Source organism: Porphyrobacter sp. AAP60 (assembly GCF_001296025.1).
In the GTDB taxonomy this organism is placed as follows: domain Bacteria; phylum Pseudomonadota; class Alphaproteobacteria; order Sphingomonadales; family Sphingomonadaceae; genus Erythrobacter.
The window spans coordinates 47,883-62,938 of record NZ_LJHV01000014.1 but is presented as its reverse complement, the minus strand read 5'-3'; the positions used below and the strand labels follow the sequence as shown (position 1 = coordinate 62,938).

Below are 15,056 nucleotides of genomic sequence, written 5' to 3'. Positions count from 1 at the left end.
GCTTGGGGCAGCCGTGAAATTGGTGACGGTTTGCTCGAAAACGGGCGAGCGGACGCATGGCCCTACCGCCGGAAAGCAGCGCGCATAGTCGGATGCTGCCCGAAGGTCAACGATTCTCCACTACTTCTGGCACACTGGGCAATACCAGGTGCTGCGGCCGCCTTGCTGGATGCGGGCGATGATCCCGCCATCATCGCGGCGGCATGCCTCTGCCTCGCGGCCATAGACATCGAAGCTGCTGGCGAAATAGCCCAGATCGCCATCGGGCCGGGCATAGTCGCGCAAGGTTGATCCGCCGTCACGGATCGAGGCTTCGAGCACGGCAACGATTTCGGGCACAAGCCGCTGAAGTTGCGGGCCTGTGACCTTGCCTGCCGGTTTGGTAGGGCGGATACCGGCGCGCCACAGCGCTTCGCACACATAGATATTGCCGAGGCCCGCCACGATCCGCTGATCGAGCAGGCACAGCTTGATCGACTGGGTCTTGCCCTTCAGAGCCGCCTTGAGATGCGCCGCGGTCAGCCCCGGCCCGAGCGGTTCCGGGCCAAGCGCGGCGAATTGCGGCCAGGTGTCCAGCAGGCCTGTGCCAACCAAATCGACCGAGCCGAAGCGGCGCGGGTCGCACAGGGCAAAGCGGTGCGATGCGGTTTCCAGCAGCAGGTGATCATGCGTGTCGGGGGTTTCGGGATCGATCCGCCAGCGCCCGCTCATGCCCAGATGGAAGATCATGGTTGCATCGCGATCAAGGTGCAGCAGGCCATATTTCGCGCGCCGCGACAGGCCGGTGACGGTCGCGCCGGTCATCACCTGCACCAGATCGGCGGGGAAGGGGCGGCGCAGGTTGGGGCGGTTCAACGTGACGCGCGTGATCCGCTCGCCTTCGAGGAACCGGGCAAGGCCGCGAACGGTTGTTTCTACTTCAGGGAGCTCAGGCATTTGGTCTCCCTCTAACACCCTTTGCCTTGGCGGCAATTGTCTCTAGGGAACGCGACATGACACAGAGCACTGACGACACCGTTTCCTTCGGCTTCACCGAGGTCACTCCCGAGGAAAAGACCCGCAAGGTGGGCGAGGTTTTCTCCAGCGTTGCGCGCAAATACGACATCATGAATGACGCGATGAGTTTTGGCATGCATCGCGGGTGGAAAGACCGTTTCGTCAAACGCGTGAAACCGCAGCCGGGCGAGAACATTCTGGATATGGCAGGGGGCACCGGCGACATTGCCTTCCGCATGGCGGATCGCGGCGCGAATGTCACCGTGGCCGACATCAATCAGGAAATGCTTGATGTGGGCGCCGAGCGTGCAATGGAGCGCGACGAGCCAGAGGGTGCTGGCAGCCTTGTTTTCTCCAAGCAGAATGCCGAGGAAGTCACTTTCGCCGCCAACACCTTCGATGCCTATACCATCGTCTTCGGCATCCGGAATGTCACCTTCAAGGACAAGGCGCTGGCCGAAGCCTACCGCGTGCTCCGGCCCGGCGGACGGTTCTTCTGCATGGAATTTTCGGTCACCGACTGGGCGGGCTTCCGCGAGATTTATGACCTTTATTCGATGCATGTGATGCCGCGCATGGGCCAGGTCATTGCAGGCGATACCGAAAGCTATCGCTATCTTGCGGAATCGATCCGCAAGTTTCCCCGCGCGCCCGAGTTCGAGGCGATGATCCGCACAGCCGGATTTGTGAATACCAAGGCCGAGATTATTCTCGGCGGCGCTGTTGCGATCCATTCGGGGTGGAAGATCTAACCGCGTGACATCCTCCGCAACGCATCTGATCCGCCTTGCCCGCTGGGGCGTGACGCTTGCCCGCAGGCGCGCGCTGGTGGGGATCGAGAATGATCCCAACGCGCCCGCCGCCTTGCGCCGCCTTGTCCGGCTGGCGCGGTTGGCAACGCTGACCGGCAGGCGCGGCACGCCCGACTATGCCGGCGCCTTCCGTGCGATCGGCCCGGCTGCGATCAAGCTGGGGCAAAGCCTTGCCACCCGTCCCGATCTGGTGGGCGAGGAAGCGGCCAATAATCTGCTGTCCTTGCAGGACAGCCTGCCGCCGGTTCCCTTTGCCGAGATCAAGGCGGCCATCGAATCGAGCTTTGGCCAGCCGCTCGAAAACCTCTTTGCCGAAATCGACCCCGTTCCGGTCGGCGCGGCCAGCATCGCGCAGGTGCACAAGGGCGTGACCACCGATGGCCGCACCGTTGCCATCAAAGTGCTGCGGCCCGGCATCCGCGAAAAGTTCGCGCGCGATATCACCACCTACGAATGGGCCGCCGCGCATCTCGAAGCGATGGGCGGGGGGGAGGCCGAGCGTCTCCGCCCGCGCCTGACCATCGCCAATTTCAAGCGCTGGACCAATTCCGAACTCGATCTGCGGCGCGAGGCGGCATCGGCCAGCGAGCTTGCCGAACAGATGGCGGGCGTGCCCGGCTATCGCATCCCCGGCATCGACTGGGATCGCACCAATGGCCGGGTGCTGACGATCGAATGGATCGACGGGATCAAGATCAGCCGCGTGGATGAATTGCGCGCACGCGGACATGATTTTGCGCAGCTTTCCGAACGGCTCGTCATCAGCTTCCTCACCCAGGCAATCAGCGCCGGTTTCTTCCATGCCGACATGCATCAGGGCAACCTGTTCGTGGAGGATGACGGCACCATCGTCGCGATCGATTTCGGGATCATGGGCCGGATCGATCGCCGCGCACGGCAATGGCTGGCGGAGATTCTCTACGGGCTGACCACCGGCAATTACCAGCGCGTGGCCGAAATCCATTTCGAGGCGCAATATGTGCCCAGCTACCATTCGGTCGGCGAGTTCGCGACCGCGCTGCGGGCAGTGGGCGAACCGATGCGCGGCAAGCCGGTGAAGGAATTGTCCGTGGGCCAGATGCTCGACGGGCTGTTCGCGATCACCCGCGATTTCGACATGCAGACCCAGCCGCACCTGCTGCTGCTGCAAAAAACGATGGTGATGGTCGAAGGCATCGCCACCCAGCTCAATCCCGATATCAACATGTGGGACACCGCAGCGCCCTATGTGCGCGAGTGGATCCGCGACGAACTGGGGCCGGAAGCGGCGCTGGCCGACCGGCTGAAGACCGATGCCGAAACGCTGTTTCGCCTGCCCGGCCTGATCCGGCGGCTGGAGGAGAAATACCCGCCCAAGGGCGGCGCTCCCGAGACGCCGCCGCTGCCCGAGGTTCGCCTGATCACCGACAAGCGCGAAGGGCGCGGCTGGTTCGGCTATGTCGTTGCAGGGCTGGCCGGTGCGGGGGCGGTCTGGGGCGCGCTGGCGGCAGGCTGGATCGGGTGAGGCAAAAGCGGTTGCGCTGCTGTAAGCGCAATCTTAACCACAACAGGCCAAACGTGCGCGCCAAGAACATATGTTCCGGGTATGGCGCGGCGCGGGGCAGGACTGGAACGGGTTGCCGGCTGCGCTTGCCGCATCGGCGTGGGGAGTTGTTCGAACCGATGACAATGATCGGCAAGCACTGCAGGACACAGCGATGACGGGCAAGTTCCCGCGCATCCTGCTGGTCGTGGGCGGCGGCATCGCGGCTTACAAGGCGTGCGAACTGGTGCGCCTGATCCGCAAGGCAGGCGGCGATGTCACCTGCGTGGTCACCAAGGGCGGGCAGCAATTCGTCACGCCGATGGCGCTTGCCGCGCTGTCCGAAAACCAGGTCTATACCAACCTGTTCGACCTCAGGAACGAGGCCGAGATGGGCCATATCCAGCTGAGCCGCGAGGCTGATCTGGTCGTGGTGTGCCCGGCGACGGCCGACCTGCTCGCCAAGATGGCGGCGGGGATCGCCGATGATCTTGCCACAACGCTGATTCTCGCCACCGACAAGCCGGTGATGGCCGTGCCCGCGATGAATGTGCGGATGTGGGAGCACGAAGCGACGCAGCGCAACATCGCCCTGTTGAAGGCGGCGGGCGTCAATGTGCTCCACCCCGATGAAGGGCCGATGGCCTGCGGCGAATTCGGCTATGGCCGCCTGCCCGAGCCTGAAGCAATCTGGGCCGCGATTGCCGCTCATTTCGGCATCGCAGTGCCGGAACCTGCTGCCGTTCCCACGCTCCCGCGTCCCGAAATCGAAGTCGAAGCGCTTGAGCCCGAAGACGCGGATGAAGACGATGCCGCCCTGCCTGTGAGCGGGCTTGGCAGCTTCTTTTCACGCATCATCCCGCGTTCGACCGCCAAGCGCAGTCACGAGGAAATCGAGGCGGAATACGAAGAACTGCCCGCCGAAGACGAAGCCGAACTGCCGCCGCCCGAGGAGCCCGCACCCGATTTTGCCCCTGATTTCAGCGGCCCATTGCTGGCGAAAAAAGGCAGCGCCAATGCCGCGCCGCCGGTTGATGCGGGCGCGATCAATCACCAGGTCGATCCGCGCAGGAAGGCGCCCGAAGTGCTCGCCCCCGTAGTGCCCGATGAGGTCGAGACCATCCTCGGCGAGGTGCCCGAAGGCGCCGATTTCGGCCTTGCTGATGGCCATCGCCCGCTTTCCGGAAGGCACGTGCTGGTCACGGCCGGGCCGACGTGGGAAGCGATTGATCCGGTGCGCTATATCGCCAACCGTTCCAGCGGGAAGCAGGGCTTTGCCATCGCCGCTGCGGCGGCTGCGCTGGGCGCGGAGGTCACGCTGGTGGCCGGGCCAGTGTCGCTCAAGACCCCGGCTGGTGTCACCCGTATTGATGTCGAAAGCGCGATACAGATGGGCGACGCGGTCAAGCGTTCGCTGCCTGCCGATGTGGCGGTGATGGTCGCCGCAGTGGCCGATTGGCGTCCGCGGGATTATTTCAGCGAGAAGGTCAAGAAGCGCGGCTCTGCCCCGCCGGCGCTGATGCTGACCGAAAACCCCGATATCCTGATCAATGTCGCAGGCGGCGCGCAGCGGCCCGCGCTGGTGATCGGTTTTGCCGCCGAAACCGAAAACGTCATCGAAAACGCCAAGACCAAGCGCAAGCGCAAGGTGGCTGACTGGATCATTGCCAATGATGTCTCGGGTGACGTGATGGGCGGCGATATGAACCGCGTTCACATTGTCAGCGCCGAAGGGGTCGAAACGCTGGACGAAATGCCCAAGAGTGCGGTGGCAATGGCATTGGCCGAACGGATTGCGGCGGTGTTCCGGGCGGAGGCGGCGGAATGAGCATCCCTGTTAAGGTCAAGCGCCTGCCGCACGGCGAAGGCCTGCCGCTGCCCGCCTATGCCACGGCGGGCGCTGCGGGGATGGATGTGGTGAGCGCAGAAGATGTCGCCATCGCTTGCGGTGCGCGCCACGCGGTGGCCACGGGCCTCGCACTGGCGATACCGGAAGGCTACGAAATTCAGGTGCGCCCGCGTTCGGGCCTTGCTCTGAAACACGGCATTACCGTGCCCAACACCCCCGGCACGATCGACAGCGATTATCGCGGCGAGCTGAAGGTGATCCTGATCAACCACGGCGACGCGCCCTTCGCGATTGCGAGAGGCGACCGCGTGGCGCAGCTGGTGCTTGCGCCGGTGGTGCAGGCCGCGTGGAACGAGGTTGAGGAACTGGACGCGACGATACGCGGTGAGGGCGGCTTCGGTTCGACCGGGGGTCATGCGAGGCTATAGTTTTGTGGTCGCGCGGGCGGCCTGCGCAATTCAAAAGCATACCCGACAAAAAAGGCGGCGCAGATCCCCTTGCGCCGCCTTCTCTTACCCGTCCAAGGGTCTGTTGCAGATGCTCTACACCATCAACGCGTAGGGCGCACGGTATTTTCGCCATCATCGCGGATGGTGATCCGCAGGGTCTCGCCCGAACTGCCGGGGAAATCTGTGAAGATCGCATCGACCAGATTGGGCACAAGGTTCGGCAGGCGGTTGGTGCGTGACACCGCTTCGGCCTTGCCTTCGAACAGGCGCTGGCCATCGGCAGTGCGATCGATCTTCACGTCGATACCGCTGGTATAGACGGTGTAGCTGCGCACGTTAGGCCCGCCCAGGAAGGGATCGTTGAAGCCGTAGCCCCAGCCGCGGCCATAGCCGAAGCCTCCGAACCGGCCCCACGGGCCCCAGAACGGATCGGCAAAGCCCCCACCAACACCCGGATCGGTGCGAACCCGTTCACGCCCGTTATCGACACCGTAGTCGAACCGCACCAGCATGTTGGCGCTTTCCGGCGAGGACGCGCGGTTATAGCCCAGTTGCTGCATCTCTGCGGCGACCATATCGGCATAAAGCGCGAATTCGAGCCCGCCGGCGAGCTTCGGATCCTCTGCCACGACGGCAAAGGTCTGGCCCTGCGGCGCAGGCAGCGGCACGGCAAAGCGCGATACATCGGCCTTGAACGGGGTGGCGCAGGCGCTGACACCGACAAGCAGAGCAAGCGGCAGGCCCAGACGGGCGAGAGATTTGAACGAGGGCATAGCGGACATCCTGACACGACCTTTGGCTGGCCACCAGTGGGTGATGGCAATGATAGTTATGCGTGATAGCATAGCTTATCGGCATGAACCGGAATTGAATACCGGTCGTAACTGCGCCTCGGTTCACCGCAGGCTGAGCGAGGTGGCTGAGACGACTCAGTGCCGCACCAGCCCCAGCGCGCCGTAAGCAGCCGTCAGCGTCGGGGCGCCGCGTTCCCGGGCCTTGGCCGCGCCGCGGGCAAGGATCGCGTCGAGCGCTTCGCGGTCTTCCTTCAGTGCCACGAAGCGATCACGGATCGGGCCAAGCGTCGCCACCAGCAATTCGGCCAATGCAGGCTTGAACCCGCCGAAGCCTTGCCCGCCATACTGGCTCAGCACTTCCGCCACCGATTGCCCCGAAAGCACGGCGTAGATGCCGACCAGATTGCGCGCCTCGGGCCGGTCAGCCAGCCCCGCTTCTTCGGACGGCAGCGGTTCGGGATCGGTTTTCGCTTTCTTGATCTTCTGCGCCATGGTGTCGGCATCGTCGGACAGGTTGATGCGGCTCATGTCGGACGGATCGGACTTGCTCATCTTGGCACTGCCATCGCGCAGGGACATGATCCGCGCCGCTTGGGCCGGGATGATCGGATCGGGCAGGGTGAAAACCGGCGCATCTTCAGAGCAGAAATCATTGTTGAATTTCTGCGCGATGTCGCGGGCGAGTTCGAGGTGCTGTTTCTGGTCTTCGCCCACCGGCACATGGGTCGCCTGATACAGCAGCACGTCGGCAGCCTGCAGCACGGGGTAGGTGAACAGCGCGACCGACTGGCCTTCGCGGTTCTTGCCAGCCTTGTCCTTCCACTGGGTCATGCGGTTCAGCCAGCCCATGCGGGCAGTGCCGTTCAATAGCCATTGCAGTTCCGAGTGCTGCGGCACCTGCGCCTGATTGAACAGCACGGAACGGTCCGGATCGATCCCGCAGGCGACCAGCGCGGCGGTCATCTCCAGCGTGGCTGAGCGCAGGGCCGAAGGGTCATGCGGCTGCGAAATCGCGTGGAGATCGGCGAGGAAGAACAGCGCTTCGGAACCTTCCTCCAGCGAATCCTGCATCGCCGCCCAATTGCGGATCGCGCCCAGGTAATTGCCGAGGTGGAGATTGCCGGTGGGCTGGATGCCGGAAACAACGCGCATGTCAGTTTGCTTTCTTTGTCAGGGTGGCAATACGCTGGCGGTCGATCGCGCCGACTGCAAAGGCGATGCCGAAATACACGATAGCTGCCGCCGCAACGAGCGCCAGTAGCGCCCCGAGCCGGGCAATCAGGCCGGCAGAATACCAGGGGGTCAGCAATGCGTCGGTATAGAACAAGGCCGCGCCCATCGCGGCTGCGGCCAGCACTTGCCGCGCAATCCGCAGGATCAGCACGCCGGGCACGGTGTAATATCCGCGCTTCGCCAGTACCGCGAGCAGGAAGGCGACATTGATCCATGCGCCGATGACACTGGCGAGCGCGATCCCGACGACGCCGAGCATGTCCAGCAGCGCGAGGCTTGCGGTGATGAACACGCCGAGCGAGATGAAAGCGGCGACCACCGGCGTGCGGGTGTCGGCGCGGGCGTAGAAATTGGGCACCAGCACCTTGACCAGCACATAGGCGGGCAGGCCGAGCACCAGTGCAGCCAGCACATCGCCCGTGGACGCGGCGTCGGCGAGATCGAACCGCCCGCCCTGAAAAATCATGATGACGAAAGCTTCCGCGCAGATCGCCAGCGCCACCGCTGCGGGGATCGTCAGCAGCAGGGCCAGCTCGATCGCATCGGACTGAATCCGGTCGGCGCCTTCCTTGTTGTCGCCGCCGACGAACTTGCTCAGCGTCGGCAGGATCGCGGTCGACAGCGCAATGCCGATAATGCCGAGCGGCAGCTGGTTCAGCCGGTCGGCATAATTCATGTAGCTGACCGCTCCGTCCTCAAGCTGGTTGAGGAAGTAGAGCTGCAGCAGCGTGTTGATCTGGTAAGCGCCGCCGCCGATCGCAGCGGGCAGCGCGATGATGCCGAGCCGCTTCACTTCCGGCGTGATGCGCGGCAAGCGCAGTTTGACCTCGAAGCCTTCGGCCCTGACCCAGTAATACAGCCACGCCAGCTGCATCACCCCTGCGCCCGTCACCGCCCAGGCCATGGCATAGCCGAGCTGTTCCACACTGGCGCCGTGCTGCGCGGCAAACCATTCGCCCGCCAGCAGCGCCGCAATCAGCACAAGGTTGAGGATGATCGGGAAGCTGGCACCCGGCGCAAAGCGCGAGACGCTGTTGAGCATTCCGGTGAACAGCGTCACCAGACTGACCAGCACGATATAGGGAAACATGATCCGCGCAAAGTCGACGCTGAGCGGAAAGGTCTGCGGATCGACCGGCTTTTCCGAAAGCAGCCAGATCACCCCCGGCATCGCGATTTCGAACAGCGCCACCAGCGCGATCAGCACGGGAAGCAGCACGCTCAGCACATCGGCGCTGAATGAACGCGCTTCCGCCAAACCTTGCTCCGGTGTTTCCGCGCCGTGAAGGCGTTTGGAGAACATTGGCACGAAGGCGGCCGAAAACGCGCCCTCGGCAAACAGCCGCCGGAACACATTGGGGATGATGAAGGCCTGAAACCACGCATCGGTCACCGCATTCGCGCCCAGGACGCGCGCGAAAATCATCTCGCGCGCCATCCCGGCGACCCGGCTGACCAGTGTGAACCCGCCGATGGTGCCGACGTTCTTCAGCAGGCTCATGGCCGCGTGTGCCCGCCTATGCCCGGATCAGGCGTTGCCGGTAACCGGGGCGATCGGGTCGCCGCCGGCGGCTTCCTCGGCGCGGCGGTTGGCCAGCTGCTGGGCGTAGAGGCCGTTGAAGTCGACCGGATCGACCATCAGCGGCGGGAAGCCGGCATCGCGCACCGCCATCGCCACAACGCTACGGGCGAAGGGGAACAGCAGACGCGGCCCTTCGGCATAAAGGAAAGCGTGAGCCTGATCTTCGGGCACGTTGCGCATGCCCACCAGACCGCAATAGGCCAGATCGACGATATACATCGTGCCGCGCTGCGATGTGGCGGTGAGCGTCAGCTTCAGCGTCACTTCATGCACGTCGGCGCTGATCTGATCGGCACCGATGTTGAACTGCACGTCGATCTGCGGCGGTTCGGGCCACTGGAACACGTCCGGCGCACTGGGATTCTCGACCGAAAGATCCTTCACATATTGCGTGATGATCCCGACCGCAGGCAGCGTATCCGCGCCATTGGGCTTGGGATCGCCGTTAGCGAGATTGTCGAGATCGGTGAGGACGCCTTCTTCGTCGGCCATGGCTTTGCGTGTCTTTCAAATAAGGAAACAGGATTTGCGCATGACGCACGCGAATTGCGCCCGTCAACGCCCGCCGCGCGCCTAGCAGGGGCGCGGCCTGCCCGCAACCGCGGCAACGCGGCGGGCGGATTCATCCTGCATGGCAACCGATTGGCCGTTGGCGAATTGTAATCGCAACCCATTTAAGGCAGTGTGAGTATCTTACGGGTAACTGCGCGGCCCTTTACGCGCACACCCTGCAAGCAGATCGGATTATATAGTGCTAGAAATCGTTCTCCTCGCCATGGTGGCCGCATTCCTCGGCCTGCGCCTCTATTCGGTGCTGGGCCGCCGGGCCGAGCATGAAGAGGAATCGGTGCCGCAGCGCTTCGATTCCGAAGACAAGCAGGCAGGCATTCCGCGCCCCGCACCCGCCACCCCGGTGGTTGCCCCGCGCCCGCCCGAGCTGGAAGGCGTGATGCCTGCGGTAGAACGCGGCCTGCGCGAGATCGCGGCGGCTGACAGCAATTTCAACCTCGGCCAGTTCCTCGAAGGCGCACGCAGTGCCTACCGCATGGTGCTCGAAGCGTTTTGGAAGGGCGATCGCGAAACCCTGCGCGAATTGTGCGACGATGATGTCTATGCCGGTTTCGAAGCCGCCATCACAAAGCGCGAAGCTGCGGGCGAGACGATGGAAAACACCCTGATCAGAATCGAGGAAACCCGCATCCATTCGGCATCGCTCGATGGCCGCATGGCGCGCATTGCCTTGCTGTTCGTGGCTGATGTTGCCGCGATCACCCGCGACAAGGATGGCACTGTGATCGCCGGATCGCTCGATGATGCGATCGAAAGCCGCGATGTCTGGACGTTCTCGCGCAATGTTTCCGCGCGCGATCCCAACTGGCAGCTCGACGAAACCGACGAAGGATAACGCAGCCGGGCTATAGCGCCTGATTCTGCAAGGAGCTTCTGATGCGGTCGGTAATGGCCCTGGTATTGGCGCCGATGCTGCTGCTGGTGGCTGGCTGCGGCGGCGTGATCCCGCAAGGCTCTGTTCCGCCGCCTGTATCGACCGGCCCCGCAGCGACCGATGCCGCCAATGCGGTGCTGGCCGGAATCGCGGCTGGCCCGGCCTTTGCGGCGCTATCGGTCAATGATGCAGACGCTCGCGGTGCATTAACCAGCTTTATCGAATCCTGCCCCAAACTGCTGGCGCGGGATGATGCCAGCGGCTTGACCCGGCGCGAGGACTGGCGCGGCGCCTGCGATGCCGCACGCGGTTGGCAGGCGGGCCGGGCGCGGGAGTTCTTCGCGCAGCAATTCACCCCCGTGCAGGTTGGCGATGGCCGGGCCTTTGCCACCGGCTATTTCGAGCCCGAAATCGCGGGCAGCCGCACGCGCCGTGCAGGTTATGAAGTGCCTGTCTATGCCATGCCGTCCGATCTGGTGCGCGGCTGGCCCGATGATGTGCCCGCTGCCGAACGCACCGGCCGCGCGCCGCTGGGCCGCTATGATGAACGCGGCCGCTTTGTGCTCTACCATGATCGCGCCGCGATCGAGGATGGCGCGCTGGCAGGCCGCGTGCCGGTGATTGCCTGGGCCGCCGATCCGGTCGAATTCTTCTTCTTGCAGATCCAGGGTTCGGGCCGCCTGCGCACGCCTGAAGGCGCAGTGATCCGGATCGGCTATGCCGGGCAGAACGGGCGCGAATATGTCGGCATTGGCGGCGTGATGCGCGAACGCGGACTGCTGGGCGAAGGGCCGGGCAAATATTCCGGATCGATGCAGGGGATCATGGCCTATATCCGTGAAAACCCGCGCGAAGGCCGCGATCTGATGCGGCTCAACAAAAGCTGGATTTTCTTCACCGAACTGACCGGCGATGGCCCGCTGGGTGCGCTCGGCGTGCCGGTGAGGCGCGAAAGCTCGGTCGCGGCCGATCCGGCCTTCGTGCCGCTGGGCGCGCCGGTGTGGCTCGATCTTGACCGGCGCGAGGCCAACGGATTGTGGATCGCGCAGGATACCGGCGGCGCGATCAAGGGCGCGAACCGGTTCGATACCTTCTGGGGCGCGGGCGAGGATGCACGCCGGATTGCAGGCGGGATGAGCGGGCGCGGGCGCGCCTATGTGCTGATCCCCCGCGCCGCCGCTGCGCGGCTTGGCACCAATCCGCGATGAAAGCGCCGCGCGGGCTGACGGCAGGGGAACAGACCGCATGGGCGCATCTGGCTTCAAGCGTCACCCCCATGGCGGGGCGCAAACGCCCGGTGCCGCCAGTGGCCGAGGCGCAAAAGGTTGCCGCGCCTGCTGGCAAGGCCACCAGGCCTGCCATTCCCGGTGTGCCTGAGAGAGTGGCCAAGCCGGCCCCGAGGCTAAAACCGCCAGCCCACCGATCGCAGGGCGCTTCCCCTCCGCCTCCGGCGCAGGCTCCGGGTCTCGATTCGCATTGGGACAGGCGGGTGAAGGGCGGGAGGCTGGAACCTGACCTGACCCTCGATCTGCACGGCCACACGCTCGACACCGCTTACGAAAGGATCATGGCCGGGCTGGATCAGGCACGGCTGATGGGCGCGCGGGTGGTGTTGGTGATTGCCGGGCGCGAAAGGCCAGTCGATCCGGCTGACCGCATGGCGAAACGCGGGGCGATCCGCGCCAAGATGCTCGATTGGCTCGCCGCCAGCCGCCACGGCAGCGCGATCACGGCGGTGCGCCGGGCGCATATCCGGCATGGGGGCGAAGGCGCGCTCTATCTGATCCTGAAGCGCGGTTAGGCGCGTTTAGACCCCCGCTAGCCTCGTCTAGACCCCTGCTAGACCCCCGCTTGCTTCACAAACACACGATGTTTCACGTGAAACATCGGGCCTTATGCGGGAAGAGAGCGCCGGATGCAGATCACCCGGCGCTCCCGATTTCCGGCTTACTTCACATCGAAACGGTCAAGCATCATGACCTTGTTCCAGGCCTTGGCGAAGTCCTCGGCGAACTTCCTGTCCCCGCCGCTGACCGCATAGGTTTCGGCCACCGCGCGCAGTTCGGAATTGCTGCCGAACACCAGATCGACCTCGGTCGCGGTCCACTTGAGCGCGCCGGTCTTGCGGTCGCGCCCTTCGTAGATGCCCTTGGTCGCCGCAGGCTTCCATTCGTTCCCCATGTCGAGCAGGTTCACGAAAAAGTCGTTCGCCAGCGTGCCGGGACGGTCGGTGAACACGCCATGCTTTGCCCCGCCGGTGTTGGCATCCAGCATCCGCATTCCGGCCACCAGCACCGTCATTTCCGGCACGGTCAGTGTCAGCGTATCGGCCTGATCGATCAGCATTTCACTGGGCGAACGGCGGGCGCGGTCGCTGGTGAAGTTGCGGAAGCCGTCAGCCGCCGGGCGCAGCAGTTCGAAGCTGCCCGCATCGGTGTGCGCTTCGGTCGCATCGACCCGGCCCGGGGCGAAGGGCACGGTGACGGTGTGACCCGCAGCCTTGGCCGCATCTTCCACCGCAACCACCCCGCCAAGCACGACGAGGTCGGCAATCGATACCTTCTTCGCGCCCGCCTTGCCGTTGAAGCTGGACTGCACGCCTTCCAGCGCCGTCACCACCTTGGCGATGGTTGCGGGATCGTTCACGCCCCAATCCTTCTGCGGCGCAAGCCGGATGCGGGCGCCGTTGGCACCGCCGCGCATGTCGGTATCGCGGAAGGTGACTGCCGATGCCCATGCCGTGCGCACCAGTTCCGAACGGGAAAGGCCGGTCTTGCGGATCGCATCCTTCAGCGCGGACACATCGCTCGCGCCGATCATGGCGTAATCGGCTGCGGGCAGCGGGTCTTGCCAGATCAGGTCTTCGGCGGGGACTTCAGCGCCGACATAGCGCGCCTTGGGCCCCATATCGCGGTGGGTCAGCTTGAACCACGCACGAGCGAAGGCAGCGTCCAACAGCTCGGGGTTCTTGACCCAGCGCTGGGTGACCTCGCCATAGGCCGGATCATACCGCAGCGCGAGATCGGTGGTCAGCATCACCGGCGCGTGGGTCACGTTCGGATCATGTGCATCGGGGACGAACTTGACCTGATCGGCGTTGACCGGTTCCCACTGCTTGGCCCCTGCCGGGCTGGTCGTCAGCTTCCATTCGAAGGCATAGAGGTTGTCGAGGTAATTGCTGCTCCAGGTGACCGGGGTCGCGGTCCACGCGCCTTCCAGCCCGCTGGTGGTGGCATCAATGCCAGCGCCCGTACCGCAGCTGTTTTTCCAGCCGAAGCCCTGCGCCTCGACGCCGTTGGCAGCCGGTTCCTTGCCGACGCAGTCCGCTGCCTTGCGCGCGCCGTGCATCTTGCCGATGGTGTGCCCGCCCACGATCAGGGCGACGGTTTCCTCGTCATTCATGCCCATCCGGCCAAAGGTGGTGCGGATTTGCTTGGCCGAGGCGAGGATGTCCGGGTTGCCTTCCGGCCCTTCGGGATTGACGTAGATGAGGCCCATCTCGGTCGCGCCCAATGGGTTGTCGAGGCTTTCGCCTTCGGCATTACGCTCCGAGGTGAGGAACTTGGTTTCGGGGCCCCAATAGACCAGCTCCGGTTCCCACGCGTCGGCGCGGCCACCGGCGAAACCGTAGGTTGTGAAACCGGTGTTCTCCAGGGCGACGTTGCCCGACAGGATGATGAGGTCGGACCAAGAAAGCGCCGCGCCATATTTCTGTTTGACCGGCCACAGCACGCGGCGGGCCTTGTCGAGATTGCCGTTGTCAGGCCAGCTGTTCAGCGGTTCGAAGCGGATCTGGCCGCCATCCGAACCCCCGCGCCCGTCACCCGAACGATAGGTGCCGGCCGAGTGCCAGGCGAGGCGGATGAACAGACCCGCATAGTTGCCGTAGTCCGCCGGCCACCAATCCTGCGAATCGGTCAGCGCCGTGTTGATGTCAGCCTTGACCGCCTTCAGATCGAGCTTGGCGAACTCTGCCGCGTAATCGAAATCCGCGCCATTGGGATCGGGGTTGTATTCATTCTGGCGCAGGCGGGTCAGATCGACCACGTTCGGCCACCAATCCTGCACATTGCGCGGTGCGGCCTCGGTCTGCGGCACGCCGACGCGGCCCATGCCGGGCTCGTTGAAGCCGGGAGGGGTGGCCATGGCCGGGGCGGCGAGGAGAAGGCTTGAAGACAGGAGCCAGAGCCCCTTCAGTCTGTGCGACATCATGTTATCCCTGTTCTGGTTGCAATCGTCTTGTGGCCGGAGCGGTGGCCCACGGCGCGACAAGGGGCGACTAGGTGCAGGGGGCATGAACGGGCAAACGGGTTGTCCCGATAACAGTAATCCAAAACTCCGGATGATCGCGTTTTGGAACATCGCTGCATCGGGA

13 protein-coding genes are annotated in these 15,056 nt (G+C 64.3%); 7 read left to right on the top strand and 6 right to left on the bottom strand.

The window, feature by feature from the left end:
• Positions 1–120 precede the first annotated feature (120 nt).
• Positions 121–936 (bottom strand): bifunctional DNA-formamidopyrimidine glycosylase/DNA-(apurinic or apyrimidinic site) lyase, encoded by an 816-nt coding sequence (mutM, locus tag IP79_RS12130; protein ID WP_054119569.1) that lies wholly within the window; start codon positions 934–936, stop codon positions 121–123.
• A gap of 56 nt (positions 937–992) precedes the next feature.
• Here mutM and IP79_RS12125 point away from each other — a divergent pair, with 56 nt between their 5' ends.
• The 4 genes from IP79_RS12125 (at position 993) to dut (ending at position 5,607) form a co-directional block, all read left to right on the top strand.
• Positions 993–1,748, top strand: coding sequence for a class I SAM-dependent methyltransferase (locus IP79_RS12125; RefSeq protein ID WP_054119568.1), 756 nt, complete (start codon positions 993–995; stop codon positions 1,746–1,748).
• Positions 1,749–1,752: 4 nt separating this feature from the next.
• Positions 1,753–3,312, top strand: coding sequence for a 2-polyprenylphenol 6-hydroxylase (ubiB, locus tag IP79_RS12120; RefSeq protein ID WP_054119567.1), 1,560 nt, complete (start codon positions 1,753–1,755; stop codon positions 3,310–3,312).
• A 193-nt stretch (positions 3,313–3,505) separates the two neighbouring features.
• Positions 3,506–5,158, top strand: coding sequence for a bifunctional phosphopantothenoylcysteine decarboxylase/phosphopantothenate synthase (locus IP79_RS12115; protein WP_054119592.1), 1,653 nt, complete (start codon positions 3,506–3,508; stop codon positions 5,156–5,158).
• Entirely contained in the window at positions 5,155–5,607 is a 453-nt protein-coding gene (gene dut, locus IP79_RS12110) for a dUTP diphosphatase (protein WP_054119566.1), read from the top strand. The genes IP79_RS12115 and dut overlap by 4 nt, the downstream gene beginning before the upstream one ends.
• Positions 5,608–5,729: 122 nt before the next feature.
• On the opposite strand, the gene IP79_RS12105 is transcribed toward dut, so the two are convergent.
• From IP79_RS12105 to secB, 4 genes are all read right to left on the bottom strand, one after another.
• Positions 5,730–6,410 carry a DUF4136 domain-containing protein gene (locus tag IP79_RS12105; protein ID WP_054119565.1) on the bottom strand — a complete coding sequence of 227 codons (681 nt, stop codon included), beginning with the start codon at positions 6,408–6,410 and terminating at the stop codon, positions 5,730–5,732.
• A gap of 147 nt (positions 6,411–6,557) precedes the next feature.
• A complete protein-coding gene (gene trpS / locus IP79_RS12100) occupies positions 6,558–7,574 on the bottom strand; it encodes a tryptophan--tRNA ligase (protein ID WP_054119564.1) in 1,017 nt (338 codons plus the stop codon).
• Between the two features lies 1 nt (position 7,575).
• Positions 7,576–9,156: a murein biosynthesis integral membrane protein MurJ gene (murJ, locus tag IP79_RS12095; RefSeq protein ID WP_054119563.1), complete on the bottom strand. Its 1,581-nt coding sequence runs from the start codon at positions 9,154–9,156 to the stop codon at positions 7,576–7,578.
• Positions 9,157–9,183: 27 nt separating this feature from the next.
• Positions 9,184–9,729: a protein-export chaperone SecB gene (gene secB / locus IP79_RS12090; RefSeq protein ID WP_054119562.1), complete on the bottom strand. Its 546-nt coding sequence runs from the start codon at positions 9,727–9,729 to the stop codon at positions 9,184–9,186.
• A gap of 256 nt (positions 9,730–9,985) precedes the next feature.
• Here secB and IP79_RS12085 point away from each other — a divergent pair, with 256 nt between their 5' ends.
• The 3 genes from IP79_RS12085 to IP79_RS12075 are packed head-to-tail and all read left to right on the top strand — an operon-like array spanning position 9,986 to position 12,482.
• Entirely contained in the window at positions 9,986–10,642 is a 657-nt protein-coding gene (locus tag IP79_RS12085; protein ID WP_197273812.1) for a Tim44/TimA family putative adaptor protein, read from the top strand.
• Between the two features lie 53 nt (positions 10,643–10,695).
• Positions 10,696–11,889: a murein transglycosylase A gene (locus tag IP79_RS12080; protein ID WP_233994196.1), complete on the top strand. Its 1,194-nt coding sequence runs from the start codon at positions 10,696–10,698 to the stop codon at positions 11,887–11,889.
• Positions 11,886–12,482: a Smr/MutS family protein gene (locus tag IP79_RS12075; protein ID WP_054119559.1), complete on the top strand. Its 597-nt coding sequence runs from the start codon at positions 11,886–11,888 to the stop codon at positions 12,480–12,482. Before IP79_RS12080 ends, IP79_RS12075 begins: the two co-directional genes overlap by 4 nt.
• A gap of 146 nt (positions 12,483–12,628) precedes the next feature.
• Here the strand turns inward: IP79_RS12075 and katG are convergent, their stop codons facing one another.
• Positions 12,629–14,827: a catalase/peroxidase HPI gene (gene katG, locus IP79_RS12070; protein ID WP_197273811.1), complete on the bottom strand. Its 2,199-nt coding sequence runs from the start codon at positions 14,825–14,827 to the stop codon at positions 12,629–12,631.
• Between the last annotated feature and the right edge of the window lie 229 nt (positions 14,828–15,056).